This is a genomic window from Flavobacterium sp. GNP002 (assembly GCF_054343795.1).
In genome coordinates, this window is sequence record NZ_JBTGUW010000001.1 from 3,259,042 (window position 1) to 3,283,156 (window position 24,115).

A 24,115-nucleotide genomic window follows, 5' to 3' on the forward strand; every position below is an offset into this window, starting at 1 on the left:
CTGTTTTAGAAGTTACTATTAATAAAAATAATCAAATTGAATTCGGTCGTTGATCGATAATGCGTAAGAACCATTATTTGCAGGAACATACACAAGGGTACTTCCCACTACACTGTAGGCCGTATTGCTTATTCTTACCCCGTTTACATACATTTTAACTTTACTATTTAATGATGGTATTTGAGATAAAGTAAAACTAGTTTGCGTTGCCGTTGCATTAAATTCATCTGCAACTTCTCTTACTGCTAGTGCTAATGTGGCGGTTACATAGGCAGTGGTAGCTATTTGTGTAGTATTAGTTCCAATAATAGCGGTTGGAGCGATTGGCACACCAGTAAAGGCTGGAGAATTCAATGGCGCTTTTAAAGCTAAATTAGTTGTGGATGCTATTAAATCTAGTGCTGCTTGTGTAGCATTTGAAACTGGTTTGTTCAAATCGCTTGTATTGTCTACATTTCCTAAACCTACCATCGCAGAACTAACACCTGTTACTGTTCCTGTGAAAGCTGGTGAGTTTAGTGGTGCTTTTAAATCTAATGCTGTTTGAGTTGCGTTAGAAACTGGCTTGTTGGCATCACTTGTATTGTTTACATTTCCTAATCCAACCATCGTTGAAGTTACACCTGTTACTGTCCCTGTGAAAGCTGGCGAGTTAATTGAAGCCTTTAAGTCTAATGCTGTTTGTGTATCAATCGAAACTGGTTTGTTCAAATCGCTTGTATTGTTTACATTTCCTAATCCAACCATCGCTGAAGTCAAACCTGTAACCGTTCCTGTGAAAGCAGGAGAATTTAGCGGCGCTTTCAAATCTAAACTGGCAATTGAAGCCTTTAAGTCTAATGCTGTTTGTGTGTCAATCGAAACTGGTTTGTTCAAATCGCTTGTATTGTTTACATTTCCTAATCCAACCATCGTTGAAGTTACACCTGTTACTGTCCCTGTGAAAGCAGGAGAATTTAGCGGCGCTTTCAAATCTAAACTAGCAATTGACGCTTTTAAGTCTAATGCTGTTTGTGTATCAATCGAAACTGGTTTGTTCAAATCACTTGTGTTGTTTACATTTCCTAATCCAACCATCGCTGAAGTTACACCTGTTACTGTCCCAGTGAAAGCTGGCGAGTTAATTGAAGCCTTTAAGTCTAATGCTGTTTGTGTATCAATCGAAACTGGTTTGTTCAAATCAGTTGTATTGTCAACATTTCCTAATCCAACCATCGCTGAAGTCAAACCTGTAACCGTTCCTGTGAAAGCAGGAGAATTTAGCGGCGCTTTCAAATCTAAACTAGCAATTGACGCTTTTAAGTCTAATGCGGTTTGTGTAGCATTTGAAACTGGTTTGTTCAAATCACTTGTATTGTCAACATTCCCTAATCCAACCATCGCTGAAGTTACACCTGTAACCGTTCCTGTGAAAGCAGGAGAATTTAGCGGCGCTTTCAAATCTAAACTGGCAATTGAAGCCTTTAAGTCTAATGCTGTTTGTGTGTCAATCGAAACTGGTTTGTTCAAATCACTTGTATTGTCAACATTTCCTAATCCAACCATCGCTGAAGTTACACCTGTTACTGTCCCTGTGAAAGCTGGCGAGTTAATTGAAGCCTTTAAGTCTAATGCTGTTTGTGTATCAATCGAAACTGGTTTGTTCAAATCGCTTGTATTGTTTACATTTCCTAATCCAACCATCGCTGAAGTCACACCTGTTACTGTCCCTGTGAAAGCTGGCGAGTTTATTGAAGCCTTTAAGTCTAATGCTGTTTGTGTGTCAATCGAAACTGGTTTGTTTAAATCACTTGTATTGTCTACATTCCCTAATCCAACCATCGCTGAAGTTACACCTGTTACTGTCCCTGTGAAAGCAGGAGAATTTAGCGGCGCTTTCAAATCTAAACTAGCAATTGAAGCCTTTAAGTCTAATGCGGTTTGTGTGTCAGTTGAAACTGGTTTGTTCAAATCGCTTGTATTGTTTACATTTCCTAATCCAACCATCGTTGAAGTTACACCTGTAACCGTTCCTGTGAAAGCAGGAGAATTTAGCGGCGCTTTCAAATCTAAACTGGCAATTGAAGCCTTTAAGTCTAATGCTGTTTGTGTGTCAATCGAAACTGGTTTGTTCAAATCACTTGTATTGTCAACATTCCCTAATCCAACCATCGCTGAAGTTACACCTGTTATTGTTCCTGTGAAAGCAGGAGAATTTAGCGGCGCTTTCAAATCTAAACTGGCAATTGAAGCCTTTAAGTCTAATGCTGTTTGTGTGTCAATCGAAACTGGTTTGTTCAAATCACTTGTATTGTCAACATTCCCTAATCCAACCATCGCTGAAGTTACACCTGTTATTGTTCCTGTGAAAGCTGGTGAGTTTAGTGGTGCTTTTAAATCTAATGCTGTTTGAGTTGCGTTAGAAACTGGCTTGTTGGCATCACTTGTATTGTTTACATTTCCTAATCCAACCATCGCTGAAGTTACACCTGTTACTGTCCCTGTGAAAGCTGGCGAGTTAATTGAAGCCTTTAAGTCTAATGCTGTTTGTGTGTCAATCGAAACTGGTTTGTTCAAATCGCTTGTATTGTCAACATTCACTAATCCAACCATCGCTGAAGTCACACCTGTTACTGTCCCTGTGAAAGCAGGAGAATTTAGCGGCGCTTTCAAATCTAAACTAGCAATTGACGCTTTTAAGTCTAATGCGGTTTGTGTAGCATTTGAAACTGGTTTGTTCAAATCGCTTGTATTGTCAACATTCCCTAATCCAACCATCGTTGAAGTTACACCTGTTACTGTCCCTGTGAAAGCAGGAGAATTTAGCGGCGCTTTCAAATCTAAACTAGCAATTGACGCTTTTAAGTCTAATGCGGTTTGTGTAGCATTTGAAACTGGTTTGTTCAAATCACTTGTATTGTCAACATTCCCTAATCCAACCATCGTTGAAGTTACACCTGTTACTGTCCCTGTGAAAGCAGGAGAATTTAGCGGCGCTTTCAAATCTAAACTAGCAATTGACGCTTTTAAGTCTAATGCGGTTTGTGTAGCATTTGAAACTGGTTTGTTCAAATCACTTGTATTGTCAACATTCCCTAATCCAACCATCGTTGAAGTTACACCTGTTACTGTCCCTGTGAAAGCAGGAGAATTTAGCGGCGCTTTCAAATCTAAACTAGCAATTGACGCTTTTAAGTCTAATGCGGTTTGTGTAGCATTTGAAACTGGTTTGTTCAAATCACTTGTATTGTCAACATTCCCTAATCCAACCATCGTTGAAGTTACACCTGTTACTGTCCCTGTGAAAGCAGGAGAATTTAGCGGCGCTTTGGTAGCATCAGCATTTATTCGGTTCGAAGCTTCAATTGCAAGATTCGCAGCCAAAGCAGACTCAGCAGCAGTAGCTCTATTAAGTTCATTTGTTAATGCAACCGTATTAGAGATTGCTATAGCGTCTGCGTAAGTTTTTGTTGCCTTTTCTGTTGGGAATTTCACATCTGAGTTTGAAGTAAATGTTCCGTCAGTACTCTTATTTGATGCGTCTTCTTTACTTGCTTCTGCAGTCGTTGCACGAGTTATTTCTGATGCTAAATTTGTAGTCAATGTCCCTTCTGCAGTCGTAGCACGAGTTGTTTCAGTTGCTAATGCTGTTGAACTTGATGTAGCCGAAGCGTCAACATAATCCTTAACCGATTTTACACTTGGATATTTTGTGTCAGAAGTTCCGTCAGAGCTTACACTTGTACTTTTGTTTGCCAAAGCTTCTTTACTTGCTTCTGCAGTCGTAGCACGAGTTATTTCTGATGCTAAATTTGTAGTCAATGTCCCTTCAGCCGCAGTAGCACGAGTTGTTTCAGTTGTTAGATTTGTAGTCAATGTGCCTTCAGCCGCAGTAGCACGAGTTATTTCAGATGCTAATGCTGTAGAGCCTAATGTAGCCGAAGCGTCAACATAATCCTTAACCGATTTTACACTTGGATATTTCGTATCAGAAGTTCCGTCAGCGCTTACACTTGTGCTTTTGTTTGCCAAAACTTCTTTGCTTGCTTCTGCAGTCGTTGCACGAGTTATTTCTGATGCTAAATTTGTAGTCAATGTCCCTTCTGCAGTTATAGCACGAGTTGTTTCAGTTGCTAAATTTGTAGTCAAAGTAGCTTCGGCAGTTGTAGCACGAGATACTTCAGTTGCTAATGCTGTAGAGCCTGATGTAGCCGAAGCGTCAACATAATCCTTAACCGATTTTACACTTGGATATTTCGTATCAGAAGTTCCGTCAGCGCTTACACTTGTACTTTTGTTTACCAAAGCTTCTTTGCTTGCTTCTGCAGTCGTAGCACGAGATACTTCAGTTGCTAATGCTGTAGAGCCTGACGTAGCCGAAGCGTCAACATAATCCTTAACCGATTTTACACTTGGATATTTTGTGTCAGAAGTTCCGTCAGAGCTTACACTTGTACTTTTGTTTACTAAAGCTTCTTTGCTTGCTTCTGCAGTAGTAGCACGAGATACTTCTGATGTTAAATTTGTAGTCAATGTGCCTTCAGCCGCAGTAGCACGAGTTATTTCAGATGCTAATGCTGTAGAGCCTGATGTAGCCGAAGCGTCAACATAATCCTTAACCGATTTTACACTTGGATATTTCGTATCAGAAGTTCCGTCAGCGCTTACACTTGTACTTTTGTTTACCAAAGCTTCTTTGCTTGCTTCTGCAGTCGTTGCACGAGTTATTTCTGATGCTAAATTTGTAGTCAAAGTAGCTTCGGCAGTTGTAGAACGAGATACTTCAGTTGCTAATGCTGTAGAGCCTGACGTAGCCGAAGCGTCAACATAATCCTTAACCGATTTTACACTTGGATATTTCGTATCAGAAGTTCCGTCAGAGCTTACACTTGTACTTTTGTTTACCAAAGCTTCTTTGCTTGCTTCTGCAGTCGTTGCACGAGTTATTTCTGATGCTAAATTTGTAGTCAATGTCCCTTCTGCAGTCGTAGCACGAGTTGTTTCAGTTGCTAAATTTGTAGTCAATGTCCCTTCTGCAGTCGTAGCACGAGTTATTTCAGATGCTAATGCTGTAGAGCCTAATGTAGCCGAAGCGTCAACATAATTCTTAACCGATTTTACACTTGGATATTTCGTATCAGAAGTTCCGTCAGAGCTTACACTTGTACTTTTGTTTGCCAAAGCTTCTTTACTTGCTTCTGCAGTAGTTGCACGAGTTATTTCTGATGCTAAATTTGTAGTCAATGTGCCTTCTGCAGTCGTTGCACGAGTTGTTTCAGTTGCTAATGCTGTTGAACTTGATGTAGCCGAAGCGTCAACATAATCCTTAACCGATTTTACACTTGGATATTTCGTATCAGAAGTTCCGTCAGAGCTTACACTTGTACTTTTGTTTGCCAAAGCTTCTTTACTTGCTTCTGCAGTAGTTGCACGAGTTATTTCTGATGCTAAATTTGTAGTCAATGTCCCTTCTGCAGTCGTAGCACGAGTTGTTTCAGTTGCTAATGCTGTTGAACTTGATGTAGCCGAAGCGTCAACATAATCCTTAACCGATTTTACACTTGGATATTTCGTATCAGAAGTTCCGTCAGCGCTTACACTTGTACTTTTGTTTGCCAAAGCTTCTTTACTTGCTTCTGCAGTCGTTGCACGAGTTATTTCTGATGCTAAATTTGTAGTCAATGTGCCTTCAGCCGCAGTAGCACGAGTTATTTCAGATACTAATGCTGTTGAACTTGACGTAGCCGAAGCGTCAACATAATCCTTAACCGATTTTACACTTGGATATTTCGTATCAGAAGTTCCGTCAGCGCTTACACTTGTACTTTTGTTTACCAAAGCTTCTTTGCTTGCTTCTGCAGTCGTAGCACGAGTTGTTTCAGTTGCTAATGCTGTTGAACTTGATGTAGCCGAAGCGTCAACATAATCCTTAACCGATTTTACACTTGGATATTTCGTATCAGAAGTTCCGTCAGCGCTTACACTTGTACTTTTGTTTGCCAAAGCTTCTTTACTTGCTTCTGCAGTCGTAGCACGAGTTATTTCTGATGCTAAATTTGTAGTCAATGTCCCTTCTGCAGTCGTAGCACGAGTTGTTTCAGTTGCTAATGCTGTTGAACTTGATGTAGCCGAAGCGTCAACATAATCCTTAACCGATTTTACACTTGGATATTTCGTATCAGAAGTTCCGTCAGCGCTTACACTTGTACTTTTGTTTACCAAAGCTTCTTTACTTGCTTCTGCAGTAGTTGCACGAGATACTTCTGATGCTAAATTTGTAGTCAATGTCCCTTCTGCAGTCGTTGCACGAGTTGTTTCAGTTGCTAATGCTGTTGAACTTGATGTAGCCGAAGCGTCAACATAATCCTTAACCGATTTTACACTTGGATATTTCGTATCAGAAGTTCCGTCAGAGCTTACACTTGTACTTTTGTTTGCCAAAGCTTCTTTACTTGCTTCTGCAGTAGTTGCACGAGTTATTTCTGATGCTAAATTTGTAGTCAATGTCCCTTCTGCAGTCGTAGCACGAGTTGTTTCAGTTGCTAATGCTGTTGAACTTGATGTAGCCGAAGCGTCAACATAATCCTTAACCGATTTTACACTTGGATATTTCGTATCAGAAGTTCCGTCAGCGCTTACACTTGTACTTTTGTTTGCCAAAGCTTCTTTGCTTGCTTCTGCAGTCGTTGCACGAGTTATTTCTGATGTTAAATTTGTAGTCAATGTGCCTTCTGCAGTCGTAGCACGAGTTGTTTCAGTTGCTAATGCTGTTGAACTTGATGTAGCCGAAGCGTCAACATAATCCTTAACCGATTTTACACTTGGATATTTCGTATCAGAAGTTCCGTCAGCGCTTACACTTGTACTTTTGTTTGCCAAAGCTTCTTTGCTTGCTTCTGCAGTCGTTGCACGAGTTATTTCTGATGCTAAATTTGTAGTCAATGTCCCTTCTGCAGTCGTAGCACGAGTTATTTCTGATGCTAATGCTGTTGAACTTGATCCAGCCGAAGCGTCAACATAATCCTTAACCGATTTTACACTTGGATATTTCACATCTGATGCGCCATCAGTTTTGATGCTCGTACTCTTATTCGATAAATTTTCCTTAAAACTCAATTCATTCACTGCAGCTATGCTTAGCGGTTTATCTAAATCACTAGTATTATCAACTTTATCAATGCCAAAATTTATTTTTGCACCCAAAAGCGAGGTCGCATTTGTCCCTCCATTAGTAATAGCTACTACACCAGTTACATTTGTTGCATTTGTAGCCGAATAGGCAAAAGGAACATAATTTAGTGGCTGATTACTAATTTCTGAAAAAGTAGAACAACTTCCATCAGTGTTAATAGAAACTACCAAAGTTTTCTTTAAACTATCCCATACTACAGTATCAAAAGATAGAGCGTATCCTCCAGTTTGTACTCCTCCACCAATTATTAAGTTAACCATCCCAAATTGATCTGTTTTAATCTGAACAACTTCTTGATATTCCAATTTAGAATATTCATCAAACAATTTAAATAGCATGCAAATATCACTATTAGCAAGCGGTGCATTTACGTTATTTACCCCTGGTAATTGTTCCCCTTTAGCATTAAGAATTACAGCTTGGTAGCTAATTCCTTTGGTTTGTCCAAAATTTTTTGCACTTAATAGAAGTATAAAAAGTATGATTAAATTTTTCATAATTATTTTTCGTTAATATTAAAGTGGACTCCTAATTGAATATGATTTGTTTCAAATGATAATTTCTCACCATTGACATTCGAATTATATAAACTTTTGCTATAACTATAACCAACACTTAAAAATCCAAAAGAAGATATGCTATATTTAGCGAGAAATCCTATGTGTGGAACAAGTACTAATCCTGAAAATTCCTTATGCTTTACTAAATCGTAATAAACGCCATCGATTCCCTGTTTACCATAAATAATTGTTGACCCTTTTAATCCTGTTTTTACAAAAAAATTAATATTATTATTTGAAAATATTGAGGATGGCAAAACTGAATAATTTAATTCGCTGTTTATACCTAAATATTTTGTATCCCAACGGTAAGAAATGTTAGAATAGTCACCTGTGGCATTGTAGTCATCTAAAGAAAATCCAATTGCATAAGAAAATTTGTTGCGCAACGGATTAGAAATGCCTATTTCAAAAAAATTACCTACTCCACTTTGTAGATACGAATTTGATTGACCAGAAGAATCTTTAAAATCATATTTTGTAAAGTTTTTTCCTGTTTTGAAATAAATTTCTTGAGAAAAAGCCTGATATGATACAAGAAAAACAATAAAAAAAAAGTAGTTTATTTTCATATTTTAATGATTTTGGTATAATAACTAAAGTTGGATGAGTTAAGTCGAACTAAATACTCTGAGCTTGGTAACGAAGACAAATCAATCGTTAAAATAGTATTATTGGGCTTTATATCTTTAAAAAAAACTAAACGACCGCTTATGTCGAAAATATTTACATGTACAACTTCAGCAATGGTTTTGGAAAATTGAAAATTAATAGTTTCAATAAATGGATTTGGAAAAGTTGTAGTTTTCATCTCATCAATTAAATTAGATGATATGTATTTACTCCAAATACTTTGTTGGAATCCCTGCATAACTACAAACTTATTATTGGACAAACCAATAAGACTTTGTTGTCCAATAGACTGTGTTACAACTGAACCATCAGATATTTTTTTTGTCATTCCTTGTGATGACAGCATTTGATGATGCAAAACTTGCCCATGAAATGTTACAGTAAAAAAAATAAGTAAATACTTCATAAAAATCAATATTTTGTAATTTAAATCTAAATTACCGCTTTTTATCGATATAAAATGCACTTTATCGATTTATTTTTAAAATTATGTGAAATTTTTAGTTTTTAGTACAAATAATTAGTATGCAAAGGTCAAAAAAGATCTAAAATTACTGTTTTACACGACTTTAATCTATAAATCAGTTACTTACTAAATAATTTAAATCATAGAAAATGATCCGAACTTAATGTGGAGTTCAGAAATATAGAACTGCAGTACTAAAAGTATAATATTGAGATTCGAAAATATCAAATATAATAATTGCTATAACTCATATTATTTACACAATGACAATTGTAGTTATTATTTCAAAATAGAAACTAGATAGGAAAATAATACGCTACATAATTTATGGAAAACACATACTGATATTAAACTCAATAACAGTCAACATTTGATTTTTAAAGGAAAAAATATTTTGAAATTTATAAATTGTATTACAAAATGTAAAATTGTGTCATATGAATCAAGCTAAATGTGTGAAATAAAAAAAGGTTCAACCGTGAAGTTGAACCTTTTTTGTATCTAAAATAAACAAATCTTATTTTTTATAATACTTTTTATATTTTGGATAGGAAATTGCTCCAAACAAAGTAATTGCTCCAAGAGAATACCAAATCCAACTCAATGAATGTGCTTCTCCACTTGCATAAGAATGCAATCCTACCAAGTGAAAATTAACACCATAATAGGTGAATAAAATAGATATAAAAGCAAACATACTCATTAAATTAAAGACCCATTTTCCACGCAAAGAAGGCACAAATCGAGCATGAATTACAAATGCATACACCATAATACTGATTAAAGCCCAAGTTTCTTTTGGATCCCATCCCCAGTAACGTCCCCAGCTTTCATTGGCCCACTGTCCTCCAAGGAAGTTTCCAATAGTCAACATTATCAAACCTATCGTTAATGCTAATTCGTTGATGTAAGTGATTTCCTGAATATTCAAATCCATTTTGGCTTTGTTTTTTTCATTTGTAAATGAAATCAGCAACAATGAAACTGCTCCTAAAATAAATCCTAATGCAAACGGTCCATAACTAGCTACAATTACCGCAACGTGAATCATCAACCAATAGGAATTTAAAACTGGTTGCAGATTTGCAATCTCCGGATCAATCCAGTTTAGATTTGCTGCCCAAAGAATCATTGCGGTTACAAAAGCTGATGAAGCCACGGTAAGTTTTGATTTTCTGTCGAAAGCCAAACCAAAAAACATGGTAGCCCAAGCAATATATATAATTGATTCATAAGCATTACTCCAAGGTGCGTGACCAGAAATATACCAACGGGCAATTAAGCCCACAGTATGCAATGCAAATAATAATCCTATAATAATATGCATTGTATTTACTGTTATAGCTAATACTTTTCGCTCTTTGAAGATTTGCATAATTGTAAAAAACAACATCAAAATTGCCGCTACAGCATACCAATAAAAAAGTTTATTGAAAACATCATATTTATTATACAACACTTCTGATGTAATTCTTTCTTCACTCGGTCTCACTTTACTACCAAAACGTTTTTGGAAACCGTTGATACTTTCCAGCAATTCATCGGCAGTTTTGTAATCATTAGAAGTTGAAGCGTTTGCCAAAGAACCAAAATACAGAGGCAATACATTTTTAGTATACGTCGCTTCCATTCCTTTAAAACCTGCTTCGTTTAGTTCTAAATAAGAAACCCACTTGTTATTTTTATCTTCTGGAATAGGGAAAATTTTCAATATTCGACCGCTTAACGCCGATTCCATCAAGTTTACTCTTTTATCTGTTTCGATAAAATCCTTTTCAAATTGATTGGGGTTAGCCGCTTTAAATGATTCTTCTAAATATTTAGAAAGTTTATAATTCCCTTTAGCATCAAAGAAAGCTACAAAAGGTGCAAATTTAGCTTTCTTATCAACACCGATTATTTTTCTTAAACTGTCATTCCCTCTTCTTAAATGAATAATTGGAATCTCAATCCAATAGCTAGCATACTGAGTGATAGACAAGAAAACTTGGTCTGAATTCATATCATTGTATGAATCACTCTGGCTTACTTTTCGCAACAATTCTGATGAAAACGTATTAATCGGTTTCATTCTACCGCCTCCGTCTTGAATTACAAGTCTACCAAATTTTGCTGCATGTTCTGCAGGAACTTTATACTTAGAAATCAGATCATTCAGTTCATCCTGGCTCAAAACTTTTTTGGTATGATTAGCGTGCGTTGCCGGTGCTGCTTCAGCTTCCGTGTGCGCATGTCCTTCATGATCCGCGTGATTGTGCTCCTGTTCTTGTGCAAAGCTGCTGAAACTGAACATAAAAACTAAAATGGTCAACAATTTAGCTTTCTTAGTTTTAACCACTTCTAGCTTGCGTTTGATATCTGCAAAACGAGAATATTTAGTAAACATAATCGCCATCATTGCAAAATACAACATAAAATAACCGGCATAAGTTAGCGCTGTTCCCCAAAAATCATGATTTACTGATAGAATTGTCCCTTTTTCATCTGGATCAAATCCTGATTGAAAAAAACGATATCCATCGTAATCTAAAACATTATTCATATAAATTCTGGCATCAAAAGGTTCTTTGTCTTGAACGGTTACTTTACTTTCAAATGAAGAATAACTTTTCTCCGTTCCTGGATATTTCTGAGCAATGAAATCATTCAATTTTATCTTGAAAGGCAATACATACGCTTTACTTCCATAGAAAAAAGAGTAATCAATATTCCCGATTTTTACAGTTTTGGCTTCTCCTATTTTACCTTTAGAACCTAAAACGGTAACTATTTTTTCTTGACCGTCAGCAATAACTTTTACCGTTACCGCATCCTCATGATTTTTAGCTTTGAAATCATTATCCGATTCATAATCAACAATTCCTTTTACTGCAGGATCTGGAAATACAAATCGCATCTCTCCTATGCTGTATAACGAACGCATCATCAAGGGTTGGGCGTTATCTTTAGTCACTTTGCCCTGTAATTTATCTGCCATTCGCATAAAATTACCTTCAAAAGGTGTTTGAATCGTGTATTCTTTTCCAGTGGTGTTGATGTTTATAGCACCGTCTGTATATTTATTTAAAGAAAATAAAACATTATGAATATTTTGTACTTCGCCCTCTTTCAAGAAATGCTCGTGACGACCGCCATCACCAGCTTCTACAATTTTCAAAAATACTGTTCCCTTTGGATCAGGTTTTATATATTCTTTGGCTCCCATAATGAAATTTTCATATTCTACTTCAAATGGCGTATCAGCAAACTTTTCGGAAATACGGAAATTATTATTTACAGCCGGAGAAAGCAAGACTTGCTTTTCAAAAACCCTACGTTTCATTTCCCCTTTATATTCGCCATCAACAAAAACAGTTAGGAATGTTTTATCTGAAAAAACTTGATTTTCAGCAGCGCCTTCGCGAATAGGCATCATTCCTTCGTAACTGATGTAACGGGTTATAAATGCACCGGCAATAATGAATATAAAAGACAAATGGAGTAATAAAGTAGCCCATTTTTCTTTCTTTAATAGCTGATAACGCTTAATATTTCCAATGAAATTAATCATGAAAAATACATGTATGGCCTCAAACCACCAGGCATTGTAAATTAAAATTTTTGCTGTGTCGGTATTGTACTTGCTTTCGATAAAAGTTCCAGTAGCCATGGAAACTGCATATACAATAAATAAAAAAGCCATTAATCGAGTAGAAAACAAAAAAGAAAATATTTTTTTATCCATTTTTAAGGGATTATGTTTTTATAAAAGTGCCACAAAAGTACTTAAAAATGTTGACTTCTATATTCGCACATTTGTTAATTTAATCCAAAATTAAGTAGCTTCATTTTTTGGAATAAAAGTATATTTTAATTGGGGTTACAGTTTATTAGCTAATCCAAAATTGAATAAAACTCTTAATATTTTTTTGCTAATTTTGTCCCATGACTAAAGTTATTATTATTGGTTCAGGAAATGTAGCACAACATTTGATTGCAGCATTCCAAAATTCCCAAAAAATGGGAGCTGAAATTGAATTGGTTCAAGTTTTTTCGAGACAAACGGGAAGCGTCTCTCACCTACTCGATTCAAGTCAGATTACAAATGATTTAGATGCTTTAGCTGAAGCTGACTTGTATATTATTGCCGTTTCTGATGATGCGATTGCTGCTATTTCTTCGCAACTTCCTTTCAAAAATCGCTTGGTGGTTCATACCTCAGGAAGTGTTTCTTTGAATGCTTTGGATGACAATAACCGAAAAGGAGTTTTCTATCCCCTACAGACTTTTACTAAAAACAAAGCAGTTGATTTTAGAACTATTCCAATCTGTTTAGAAAGCGAAAATGCAACGGATTATCAATTATTGGATAAAGTAGCCAAATCAATTTCTGATAAAATATTTGCTATCAACTCCGAACAGAGAAAAGCATTGCATGTTGCGGCAGTTTTTGTCAATAATTTTACGAATCATTTGTACCAAATAGGTCAGGAAATTTGTCAGGAACATCAGGTTCCTTTTGAAATTTTAACTCCTTTAATTACAGAAACAGCTCAAAAAATAATGTTACTTTCGCCGTCAGAAGCTCAAACTGGACCGGCTAAACGCAATGACACTGCAACAATCGAGGCACATGAGGCTTTTTTATCCAATGAAAATCACCTTAAAATTTATAAAACACTAACACAATCTATACAGCATAATGGCAAAAAGTTATAAAGAAATAATGAATGATATTACTACGTTTATATTTGACGTAGACGGCGTACTTACTGACAGTTCTGTTTTTGTAACCAATGAAGGAGAGATTTTGCGCACCATGAATATTCGTGATGGTTATGCCATGAAAGCCGCGGTAGAAAGCGGTTATAACGTTTGTATTATTTCGGGAGGAAGCAATGAAGGTGTTCGCATTAGATTACAAAATCTGGGAATTACAGATATTCATTTAGGCACACCAAATAAAGTAGAAACATTTGATGAATATACTGATGTTTACAATATCAATCCAGAACACGTTTTGTACATGGGCGATGATATTCCGGATTATCACGTGATGAAATTAGTAGGATTACCCGCTTGTCCACAAGATGCAAGTCCTGAAATCAAAGCTATTTCCAGATATATCTCACATAAAAATGGAGGAAAAGGAGCTGCACGAGATGTGATAGAACAAGTGATGAAAGCACAAGGAAAATGGATGGCTTATTTTGATGGGAAACACGATTAGTACTATTTTAAATGTTAAATTATAAATTTTAAATAACATCAATGTTTCCATTTTTAAAACTAATCAGATACCAGAACTTAATGATGCTTGCTTTTATGCAACTTATTTTCAGGTATGTTTTTTTTAAATTTCAAGATATTCCTTTGGCATTAGCTGATTGGCAATATGGATTATTGGTTCTATCAACTATTTTAATTGCTGCTGGAGGATATGTTATCAATAATGTTTTTGACCAAAATACTGATACTATAAACAAACCTAACAATGTAATTGTAGGCAAAACCATTTCTGAAACCAATGCTTATAATCTATACATTGGACTTACTGTTACTGGTGTAGCCATTGGTTTTTACTTGTCAAACGTTATATTGAAACCAGGCTTTGCATCTATTTTTATTATGCTTGCAGCAACACTTTATTTGTACGCGACAAGCCTTAAACAAATGATGGTTATTGGCAATATTATCGTTGCATTATTGCTTTCTTTTAGCGTTGTTATCATTGGGATTTTTGATTTATTCCCAACGATTCATGAAGGAAACCAACAACAAATGGGAATTGTTTTTTCTATTCTTTTAGACTACGCACTGTTTACCTTTTTTCTTAATTTCATGAGGGAAATAGTTAAAGATATTGAAGATGTTGATGGTGATTACAACCAAGGAATGAATACATTGCCAATTGCAATAGGCAAATCTAGAACTGCAAAAATAGTTTTTGGACTGAGCTTCATTCCTATTCTTTTTATGCTGTATTACATCAATAAATACCTTCTTGATTTAGTATTTACAACTGTATATTTATTGCTTTTTGTTGTAGGACCATTGCTTTATTTTACTGTAAAAATTTGGACTGCAAAATCTAAAAAAGAGTTCCATACACTGAGTATGCTGTTAAAATGGATTCTGCTATTTGGAATTCTATCTATTGTTGTTATAAGTTTAAATATAAAATACAATGCTTAAAAATAAATTAAAAAAGTACACTTTAATTCTGGCTTCGGGTTCACCGAGACGCCAGCAATTCTTCAAGGATTTAGACTTGAATTTTGAAATTCGATTGAAAGAAATTGAAGAAGTTTATCCCCCGGAATTGAAAGCAGAGGAAATTACTAATTATTTAGCCGTATTGAAAGCCAGTGCTTTTGAAGGAGAACTAAAACCAAATGAAATCCTAGTTACCAGCGATACCATAGTTTGGCATAACAATAGGGCTTTGGGTAAACCAAAAGACGAACAAGATGCTTTTGAAATCCTGAAATCATTATCAAATACAACACACGAAGTAATCACTTCTGTTTGTTTTAAAACCAATGAGAAAGCAGATGTAATACATGAGGTTACCAAAGTTACTTTCAACGAATTAAGCGACGAATCGATTCATTATTATTTAGAAAACTACAAACCTTATGATAAAGCCGGAGCTTATGGTATCCAGGAATGGATTGGTTTTATAGGTGTTTCAAAAATTGAAGGTTCGTATGCAAATGTGATGGGAATGCCTACAGACAAAGTGTATGAATATTTGATTAAATTAGCGTAATTAAACATGAACATGGCCTTTTTTCAAGAATACACAAGAGAACTGATTGCAACTGGAATTCTGGGAATTTTACTGGTATTATTTCGTATTATTTCTACAAAACTGGTACTACGCTATGCAAAATCAAACCAAACTCTGGAACATCGAACCAATTTAGTCATTAAATACATTCACTTACTTATCAATATTTTGGTAACTATTGCCTTAATAATAATTTGGGGAGTTCAGACCAAAGATATTTTTATTGCACTTTCTTCCATCACAACCGTTGTAGGTGTTGCTATGTTTGCCCAATGGTCTATTTTAAGTAACATCACATCAGGTGTTATTTTGTTCTTTTCTTTTCCGTTTAAAATTGGAGATGTTATAAAAATCCATGATAAAGACTTTCCCATTGAAGCAGAGATTGAGGATATTGGTGCTTTTCATGTGTATTTAAAAACTATTGATGGAGAAAAAATCATTTATCCAAACAATCTGCTCTTGCAAAAAGGGATTTCGATACTGAAAGACCATTTTGATGATAAAGAATTCATGGATTAATCAGCATTTAATAAAAATTTAATTCTCAAATGATTCTATTTTGTAAATCAAATGATTAAAAGTGATAATTTTACAACTATTGATGAGAAATATATAATACTTTAATTTCTTTAATTCTTCATATTTGTCAATTAGAAACAATACGATTCATAATTGAATAGTAAATACGTTATTTTAAAAATAATAGAATATGAATGACATCTTAAAATTTCCATTTTATGCCAAACTAACCCTTGTTTTGTTGGGTTTAATAGCTCTGATTTTTATTTTTTATATTGGTCAGGATATTTTAGTTCCCATAATGATGTCGTTTTTATTTGCTATTTTATTGTATCCAATTGTTCAGTTTTTTAAATCAAAACTCTATTTTCCGCATGTTTTGGCGGTGATGATAGCAGTAATTTTATTTGTATTGATCTTCATTGGACTTTTTGTTTTTCTATCTTTTCAAATTAGCGATTTTGCAGCTGATTTTGATAAAATTGAAAAAAACATCAACATTCATCTCCGCAATATTCAAGGATTTGTCAGAGACAATTTTCATTTAAGTTCTTGGGAACAAAAACAATATATCGATACTGCAACTGAGGATTCCATGGAAAAAGGAAAAGAGTTAATTGGTACCACTTTAATGTCGTTTACGGATACTTTGGTAAATTTGACATTAATACCTATTTATACTTTTTTAATTCTTTTATACAGAACCCATTTTTTACTGTTTTTATCCAAGTTATTCCAAAAAGAGAATCATGAGCAGTTAAAAGATATATTGACAAACATAAGAGTAGCAATCAACAGTTACATCGTAGGTTTAATTATTGAAATGATTTTAGTCTCAACAATGACTACACTTGGGTTTATGGTCATTGGTGTAAAATATGCTATTTTATTGGGAATTATCACAGGAATTTTAAATTTGATTCCTTACATAGGAATCCTTTTTGCGGGAGTGCTGAGTATTGTAGCTTCACTTACAGGTTCTCCGGATTTATCGATAATTGTTGGCGTAATCGTGATTACTATAATTGTTCAGTTAATTGATAATAACATTTTGGTTCCTTTGATTGTAAGTTCTAAAGTAGAAATAAACGCCTTTGTATCGATTATTGGAATTATCATAGGTGGCGCAATTGCAGGAGTTTCTGGTATGTTTTTAGCACTTCCTATCCTGGCAATACTCAAAGTGATTTTTGATAGAGTGGAATCTTTAGAACCTTGGGGATACCTAATGGGAGATCATTTACCCAAAACATATACTTGGCGCAATATTAAATTACCGTTGTTTGATTCTGATTCAACACCAAAAAAAATAGTTATCAAGACTGATATTGTAGTTCCAGTATTTACTGAAACTACAACCGAAAATGACAGTACTAGAACCAATGAATAATTTTTAAAATAGTATATTTCGACTATTCAAATTCTGAATTTTGTTAATTCGAACTAATACTTAAAAGATTTTTCTTTTGTTTCGTTAACAATGTTTAAAATTATTATTTTTTATCATGTTTAAAAAACAAAGCCTGGTTCTAATTATTTTGATTTTCTGCTGTTATCAGATTTCTTTTTCTCAAGTAGACAAAAAGGGAAAAGATTCTTCAGAAGTGTATAAACAAATCCAGACCTATTCCAAAAAAAATAAATTTACCAAACTCCTTCATAAATTAGTTTTCAGACCAGTTAATGTAAAAAGCAAAAAGAAAAAAGTAGTCCCGAAAAAATTCAAAAATTTTGAAGGAAAAATTATCCGAAACATCAATATTGTTACTTTAGACCCATTTGGTTATTCAGAAATTGACACTACAAAAAAAGCTAGAAATTGGGCTGAACGAACCGGAAACAGAATTCACATTAAAACGAACAGACTTGCAATTAAGAATTTATTGCTTATCAAAAAAAATAAGCCTTTAGATTCCTTACTAGTAAAAGAATCAGAACGTTTAATAAGAACACAGCGCTATATCAGTCGCGTTGATGTATCTCCGCAATTGATTAAAAACAATAAGGATTCCGTAGATATTTACATTCGGGTTTTAGATTCGTGGAGTATAATCCCAAAGGGTTCCATATCAAGTTCCGTAAGTAATTTTAAACTGAATGATCGAAATATTCTGGGTTCTGGTCATGAATTTAATAATGAGTTCAGAAACAGATTCAGTGATGGTAAAAATGCTTATCGCGTTGCGTACACTATTCCCAACTTCAAAAATACATTCATTAAAACTACTGTAAATTATCGTATTGATTTAGATGATTATTATGGTAAAAGCATCAATATTGAACGATTATTTTATTCTCCATTTACAAAATGGGCTGGCGGAATCTATTTTGACAAACAGTTTAGAAAAGATACACTTCCTGATAGTAATGCAGCATTTGCTTACCAAAATTTCAAATACAACTCACAGGATTTATGGTTTGGTCGTGCCTTTAGGATTTTTAAAAGTAATACCGAGAGTGACAGAACTACAAATTTAGTCGTTGCTGGTCGGTTTTTAAATGTAAAATACTTAGAAAGTCCAACAATTGATTACGATCCAAATGATTTTTATTCTGATGAAAAATTTTCACTTATAGGAATTGGTATCACCTCCCGTAAGTTCGTTCAAGATAGCTATATTTTCAAGAACGGAATTATTGAAGATGTACCCATTGGAAAAATATTTGGAATAACTTCTGGCTATCAACATAAAAACAATCAAGGTCGCTACTATTTAGGGGCACAGGCATCATTTGGAAATTTTTATAAATGGGGATTTCTAAGTGCCAATTTTGAGTTGGGTACTTTTTTAGAAAAATCAAATACGAAACAGAATGCTTTTTCTTTTCAAGCTAATTACTTTACAAAATTGATTAGTCTTGGAAAATGGAAATTGCGACAGTTTATCAAACCACAACTAATTATTGGTTCTAATCGCGTAAACGTTATTGGCGATCAACTTAATATTAATGAAAATTACGGTATTCAAGGATTTAATAGTGCTTATTATGGTACCGAAAAAGCAATACTGACTTTACAAACTCAAGCGTATGCGCCATGGAATCTTTGGGGCTTTCGATTAAATCCTTATTTTAACTATTCAGTTGCGATGATGGGAAATCCTGAAAAAGGATTATTGGAAAATAAAGCATATTCTAAAATTGGGATTGGATTAATAATAAACAATGATTTTTTAGTATTTAGTTCTTTCCAAATTTCACTTTCCTATTATCCATCAATACCAGGTAATGGCGAAAATATTTTCAAAACCAACTCTTTTGAAACCACTGATTTTGGTTTTCAGGATTTTGAATTAGGCAAGCCACGTACTGTGATTTTTAAATGACGAATGCTACGTCCCGTAATCTCTAGTTCGGACAAAACCGTTTTAAACCTCTAATTTTAAAAACATTACAACAGCAATCATTATCAAAAAGTGTAAATTATATAATTTAATATTATAATTATATAAGATTACATCTGTTAATATTGCTTACATTTATAGTATAATTAAGTTAATAACTAAAACCCTATAAGAAATGAAAAAAGTTACCTTTTATTTAATGATGATGGTATTGTCATTAAGTATTGTTCCAACCCAAATGTTAGCTGCTGAAAAAAACCCAACTTCGGTTTCAAATAACCCAAAAGAAGTTCCTGCAGAAGTTAAAGTGTTGCTTAATCGTCTTGACGAAATAAAAGCAATGGATAAATCTTCTTTGAATTCTTCAGAAAAAAAAGAACTACGTAAAGAAGTACGTGCTATTAAAGCAGAATTAAAATCTACAGGAAATGGTGTATATCTATCTGTAGGTGCAATTATAATAGTTATCCTTTTATTGATACTTTTATTGTAAATAAATTTATAACTGTAGAAAAAGGAAACGAAAATTCGTTTCCTTTTTTTATGAAGTAAAATAACACAGCAAAATCTTAATTACTTGATATTGTAACAGTTGTTGGCTTAATCATAAAACGAGAAAATACAGTAACTGAAAATTACTATATATTAATTACTAATTAAAATTTTGAAAAATGAAAACATTAAAATTAATCATCGCAGGAATTATACTTTTTGCATCAGCAAATACGATGCAAGCACAGGTTTCAGTAAATGTAAATATAGGTAGTCCACCAGCATGGGGTCCAGTTGGTTACTCCTCTGTAGATTACTATTATTTGCCGGACATTCAAGCATATTATGATATTAGAGCCACACAGTTTATTTATTTTGGTGGAGGAAAATGGATTCGTTCAAGAAACTTGCCTACTCAATACAGAAACTATAACTTATACAATGGCTATAAAGTAGTACTAAACGATTATCATGGTTCAAGCCCATACAGTAACTTTAATACCCATAAAGTAAGATATTACAAAGGATACAAAGGTAAACCTCAAAAATCTATCGGTTCCAATCGTAGTAGTAATAACAAAGTATACAAAAGTAATGGGAACAATGGGAATGGAAATAAAGGAAATGGAAATAAAGGTGGGAAAGGAAATAATGGCCATGGAAATGGAAAACATTAATACTGATTTCATATAATTTATAAGGAGAGTCTCAGCAATGAGGCTCTCTTTTTTTAGCCCTATACCTTATTTAAATGTTAACTTTTTAATTTTGGCACAGTTGTTGGCTTTATTTAAAAAGCAACGCAAAACGAGCTATTACAAAAAAATTATTACTAATTAAATATTTGAAAAAATGAGAACATTAAAACTAATCGCCTTAGGAATTATACTTTTTGCATCAAGCACAATACAAGCACAAGTTTCAGTTAATGTAAATATTGGTAGAGCTCCATCATGGGGACCAGTAGGATATGCAGAAGCAGAATATTACTATTTGCCGGATGTAGAAGCTTATTATGATGTAAGAGCAACACAGTTCATTTATTTTGGTGGAGGAAGATGGATACGTTCAAGATACCTACCAAATCAATATAGAAACTATGATTTATATGGTGGGTACAAGGTAGTATTAAACGATTATCATGGTTCGAGACCATATAGCCACTTTAAGAATCATAAAGTAAAATATTACAGAGGATATCATGGAAGAGAACAAAGAAATATAGGCTATAATAATAACCGTAGAGTATATGTAAAGCATAGAGATAATGACAATCATAGAAGTTATGATAATGATAATCATAGAGAATACAGAAAACACGATAATAGAAATAACGGCAACGGACATGGAAATGGTCGTGGAAATGGAAACGGACGAGATAGAGATTAATCACCTGTTTATTTAAAAAGAGAGAGAGAACCTAAATTGGTTTTCTCTCTCTTTTTTTTTATTATTAAAGAAAACCCAAAACATTTCACAAGAAATTATTTAATTCCTACATTTGAAGTTACTGCAAATCAAATTTTAAAAAATGCAAAAAAAATACGCATCAGCTATTCTAATATTTCTTTTATGTTGCCAAATAACAAATGCGCAACAACCCCAAAAATCAAATTCTGTTGAAATTTACAATCAAATCCAAAAGCTTAATTTCCTAGGTTCGGTACTTTATATAGCAGCACATCCCGATGATGAAAATACTCGATTAATTTCTTACTTGTCCAATGAACAAAAAGCAAGAACTGGCTATCTATCGTTGACACGCGGTGATGGTGGTCAAAACTTAATAGGGACACAATTACGCGAATTATTGGGAGTGATACGAACACAAGAGCTTATCGAAGCTAGAAAAATTGATGGCGGAGAACAGTTTTTTTCCCGTGCCAATGATTTTGGGTTTTCCAAAAATCCAACAGAAACATTAGCCATTTGGGATAAAGAAAAAGTATTGGCAGACGTTATTTGGGCCATCAGAAAATTTCAACCAGATGTAATTGTCAATCGATTTGATCATCGCTCTCCAGGAACTACACACGGGCATCATACATCATCGGCAATGTTGAGCGTAGAAAGTTTTGAACTAGCCAATAATCCAACTATTTTTCCGGAACAATTGCAATTTGTAAAACCTTGGCAAGCCAAACGCCAGTTTTTTAATACTTCTTGGTGGTTTTATGGAACTATCGAAAAATTTAATGCTGCCGATAAAACGAATTTAATTGCGTTGCAAACAGGAGTTTACTATGCCGGATTAGGAAAATCAAATCAGGAAATAGCAGCATTAAGTCGCAGCCGTCATCAATCTCAAGGTTTTGGAAGCACTGGTGCGCGTGGCGAAGAAACGGAATATTTAGAGTTTATAAATGGAAGTGCTTTAAAAGAAAAAAAATCACTTTTTGAAGGAATTGATACTTCTTGGAACCGTGTAAAAGGAGGAAAAGCCATTGGAGATTTATTGACTACTATTGCCAATGAATTCGACCATAATAATCCTTCGGCAAGTATTCTAAATTTGGCGAAAGCCTACGCTATGATGAAAGCTTTGGACGAAAATCATTGGGCACCACTAAAATCCGAAGCTATTAAAGAAATTATAGCGGCTTGTTCCGGTTTGTATCTTGAAGCCGTAGCCCAAAATCAGGAAGCAACTCCCGGAAGCACTATTAAATTGAAACTTGAAGCCATTAACAGAAGCTCATCGCCAATACAATTAATGAGCGTGACCACTTTGCCAGAAAAAACAAATACACCTCAAAATCGCGAGTTAAAAAATAATATTCTTAATAATATCAACTTAGATTTAAAATTACCAGAATCAATTAACTACACACAACCCTATTGGTTACGAGAAAATGGAACCGTTGGGATGTATGCCGTAAACCAACAACAAAACATAGGAATTCCGGATATTATTCGAGAAGCTAAAATAGTTTTTAACGTTCAAATAAACGGAATCGAAATCCCGTTTGAGCGAACTATAGTTTATAAATACAATGATGATGTAAAAGGAGAAGTGTATAATTATCTCGACATCGTTCCTGAGGTTACCACTTCAATTGTAGACAAAGTATTGCTTTTTAAAGATACAAAAATAAAATACGTAGGCGTAAAAATCAAAGCGGGTAAAGATGCCGTGAAAGGAAATCTACAACTTGAACTGCCTCAAAGTTGGAATGTTTCACCTAAATCCATTCCTTTCAATATACTTAAAAAGGGAACGGAACAAATTGTTTATTTTGAAGTAACTGCGCCAAATAAATCCGAAGAAGCTGTAGCTAAAAGCGTGGCGATAATTGACAATAAACGATTTGACAAAGAACAAATTATCATTAATTATGACCACATCACTAAACAGCAAGTTTTAAAATCGGCTGAAGCCAAATGCATCAAAACAGATTTAAAAACCAACGAAGAGAGAATTGCATATATTATGGGTGCTGGAGATGAAGTTCCAAGCAGTCTGACGCAATTAGGATACACTGTTACGCTGCTTAAACCCGAAGAAATAACACCCGAGAAATTAGAAAACTTTGATGTAGTAATGACTGGTGTTCGTGCCTATAATACCGTTACAGCATTAGCAAATAAACAAACGATACTTTTTGACTTTGTGAAAGGTGGAAAAACAATGCTCGTTCAGTACAATACTGCTGGTGATCTTATAACCGAAAATATCGCACCTTATCCATTAAAACTGTCCCGCGACCGTGTAACCGAAGAAGATGCCGAAGTTCGATTTTTAGCTCCAAACCATCCCGTTTTGAATTTTCCAAACAAAATTACAAGCAAAGATTTTCAAGGTTGGAAACAAGAACAAGGATTATATTATCCAAGTGAGTACGACAAAGCCTTCACTCCTATTCTATCTTCAAATGATAAAGGAGAAACACCTAAAAATGGCGCTTTGCTGATAGCTCCTTACGGAAAAGGGCACTATATTTATACGGGATTAAGCTTTTTTAGAGAATTACCTGAGGGTGTTACTGGTGCATATAAATTAATTTCAAATATCATCTCATTGAAATCATCCGAAACCGTTCCTCCACAAAAAATCAAAAACTAAACCAGTCTGAAATGGAAACAAAAAAAATAAAAACCTGGAAGAAAAACTATACCTGGGTGCTTGTAGCCAACGCTATTTACATCTTGATATTT

The 24,115-nt window shown here is 34.3% G+C and carries 15 protein-coding genes; 11 read left to right on the plus strand and 4 right to left on the minus strand.

Features of this window, described 5'->3' with window-relative positions:
• Window positions 1-18 precede the first annotated feature (18 nt).
• The 4 genes from ACXX80_RS14115 to ACXX80_RS14130 form a co-directional block, all read right to left on the minus strand.
• The gene (locus tag ACXX80_RS14115; RefSeq protein WP_458553754.1) at window positions 19-7,668 is read right to left on the minus strand and encodes a beta strand repeat-containing protein; all 7,650 of its coding nucleotides are present in this window, start codon (window positions 7,666-7,668) and stop codon (window positions 19-21) included.
• 2 nt (window positions 7,669-7,670) lie between these two features.
• The gene (locus tag ACXX80_RS14120; RefSeq protein WP_458553756.1) at window positions 7,671-8,303 is read right to left on the minus strand and encodes a hypothetical protein; all 633 of its coding nucleotides are present in this window, start codon (window positions 8,301-8,303) and stop codon (window positions 7,671-7,673) included.
• Window positions 8,300-8,770 carry a T9SS type A sorting domain-containing protein gene (locus ACXX80_RS14125; protein WP_458553757.1) on the minus strand — a complete coding sequence of 157 codons (471 nt, stop codon included), beginning with the start codon at window positions 8,768-8,770 and terminating at the stop codon, window positions 8,300-8,302. The genes ACXX80_RS14120 and ACXX80_RS14125 overlap by 4 nt, the downstream gene beginning before the upstream one ends.
• Window positions 8,771-9,347: 577 nt before the next feature.
• Entirely contained in the window at window positions 9,348-12,554 is a 3,207-nt protein-coding gene (locus tag ACXX80_RS14130) for a cytochrome c biogenesis protein (protein ID WP_458553758.1), read from the minus strand.
• Window positions 12,555-12,754: 200 nt separating this feature from the next.
• Between ACXX80_RS14130 and ACXX80_RS14135 the strand changes: the two genes are divergently transcribed.
• The 11 genes from ACXX80_RS14135 to ACXX80_RS14185 all read left to right on the plus strand — a co-directional run bounded on the left by ACXX80_RS14135 (window position 12,755) and on the right by ACXX80_RS14185 (window position 24,023).
• On the plus strand, window positions 12,755-13,528 hold the full coding sequence (locus ACXX80_RS14135) for a Rossmann-like and DUF2520 domain-containing protein (RefSeq protein WP_458553760.1): 774 nt from the start codon (window positions 12,755-12,757) through the stop codon (window positions 13,526-13,528).
• Window positions 13,512-14,039: a KdsC family phosphatase gene (locus ACXX80_RS14140; RefSeq protein ID WP_458553762.1), complete on the plus strand. Its 528-nt coding sequence runs from the start codon at window positions 13,512-13,514 to the stop codon at window positions 14,037-14,039. The genes ACXX80_RS14135 and ACXX80_RS14140 overlap by 17 nt, the downstream gene beginning before the upstream one ends.
• 41 nt (window positions 14,040-14,080) lie before the next feature.
• Window positions 14,081-15,004, plus strand: a complete 924-nt coding sequence (locus tag ACXX80_RS14145) for a geranylgeranylglycerol-phosphate geranylgeranyltransferase (protein WP_458553763.1) — start codon at window positions 14,081-14,083, stop codon at window positions 15,002-15,004.
• Window positions 14,997-15,581 carry a Maf-like protein gene (locus ACXX80_RS14150; RefSeq protein WP_315207712.1) on the plus strand — a complete coding sequence of 195 codons (585 nt, stop codon included), beginning with the start codon at window positions 14,997-14,999 and terminating at the stop codon, window positions 15,579-15,581. Before ACXX80_RS14145 ends, ACXX80_RS14150 begins: the two co-directional genes overlap by 8 nt.
• 12 nt (window positions 15,582-15,593) lie before the next feature.
• The gene (locus tag ACXX80_RS14155; protein WP_458554107.1) at window positions 15,594-16,124 is read left to right on the plus strand and encodes a mechanosensitive ion channel domain-containing protein; all 531 of its coding nucleotides are present in this window, start codon (window positions 15,594-15,596) and stop codon (window positions 16,122-16,124) included.
• 190 nt (window positions 16,125-16,314) lie between these two features.
• Window positions 16,315-17,514 carry an AI-2E family transporter gene (locus tag ACXX80_RS14160; RefSeq protein ID WP_458553765.1) on the plus strand — a complete coding sequence of 400 codons (1,200 nt, stop codon included), beginning with the start codon at window positions 16,315-16,317 and terminating at the stop codon, window positions 17,512-17,514.
• Between the two features lie 115 nt (window positions 17,515-17,629).
• Window positions 17,630-19,450: a hypothetical protein gene (locus ACXX80_RS14165; RefSeq protein WP_458553767.1), complete on the plus strand. Its 1,821-nt coding sequence runs from the start codon at window positions 17,630-17,632 to the stop codon at window positions 19,448-19,450.
• A gap of 193 nt (window positions 19,451-19,643) precedes the next feature.
• Window positions 19,644-19,961: a hypothetical protein gene (locus ACXX80_RS14170; protein WP_458553768.1), complete on the plus strand. Its 318-nt coding sequence runs from the start codon at window positions 19,644-19,646 to the stop codon at window positions 19,959-19,961.
• A gap of 178 nt (window positions 19,962-20,139) precedes the next feature.
• Window positions 20,140-20,637: a hypothetical protein gene (locus ACXX80_RS14175; RefSeq protein WP_458553770.1), complete on the plus strand. Its 498-nt coding sequence runs from the start codon at window positions 20,140-20,142 to the stop codon at window positions 20,635-20,637.
• A 175-nt stretch (window positions 20,638-20,812) separates the two neighbouring features.
• Window positions 20,813-21,349: a hypothetical protein gene (locus tag ACXX80_RS14180; protein WP_458553771.1), complete on the plus strand. Its 537-nt coding sequence runs from the start codon at window positions 20,813-20,815 to the stop codon at window positions 21,347-21,349.
• Window positions 21,350-21,491: 142 nt separating this feature from the next.
• The gene (locus ACXX80_RS14185; protein ID WP_458553773.1) at window positions 21,492-24,023 is read left to right on the plus strand and encodes a PIG-L family deacetylase; all 2,532 of its coding nucleotides are present in this window, start codon (window positions 21,492-21,494) and stop codon (window positions 24,021-24,023) included.
• The last annotated feature ends 92 nt before the right edge of the window (window positions 24,024-24,115 follow it).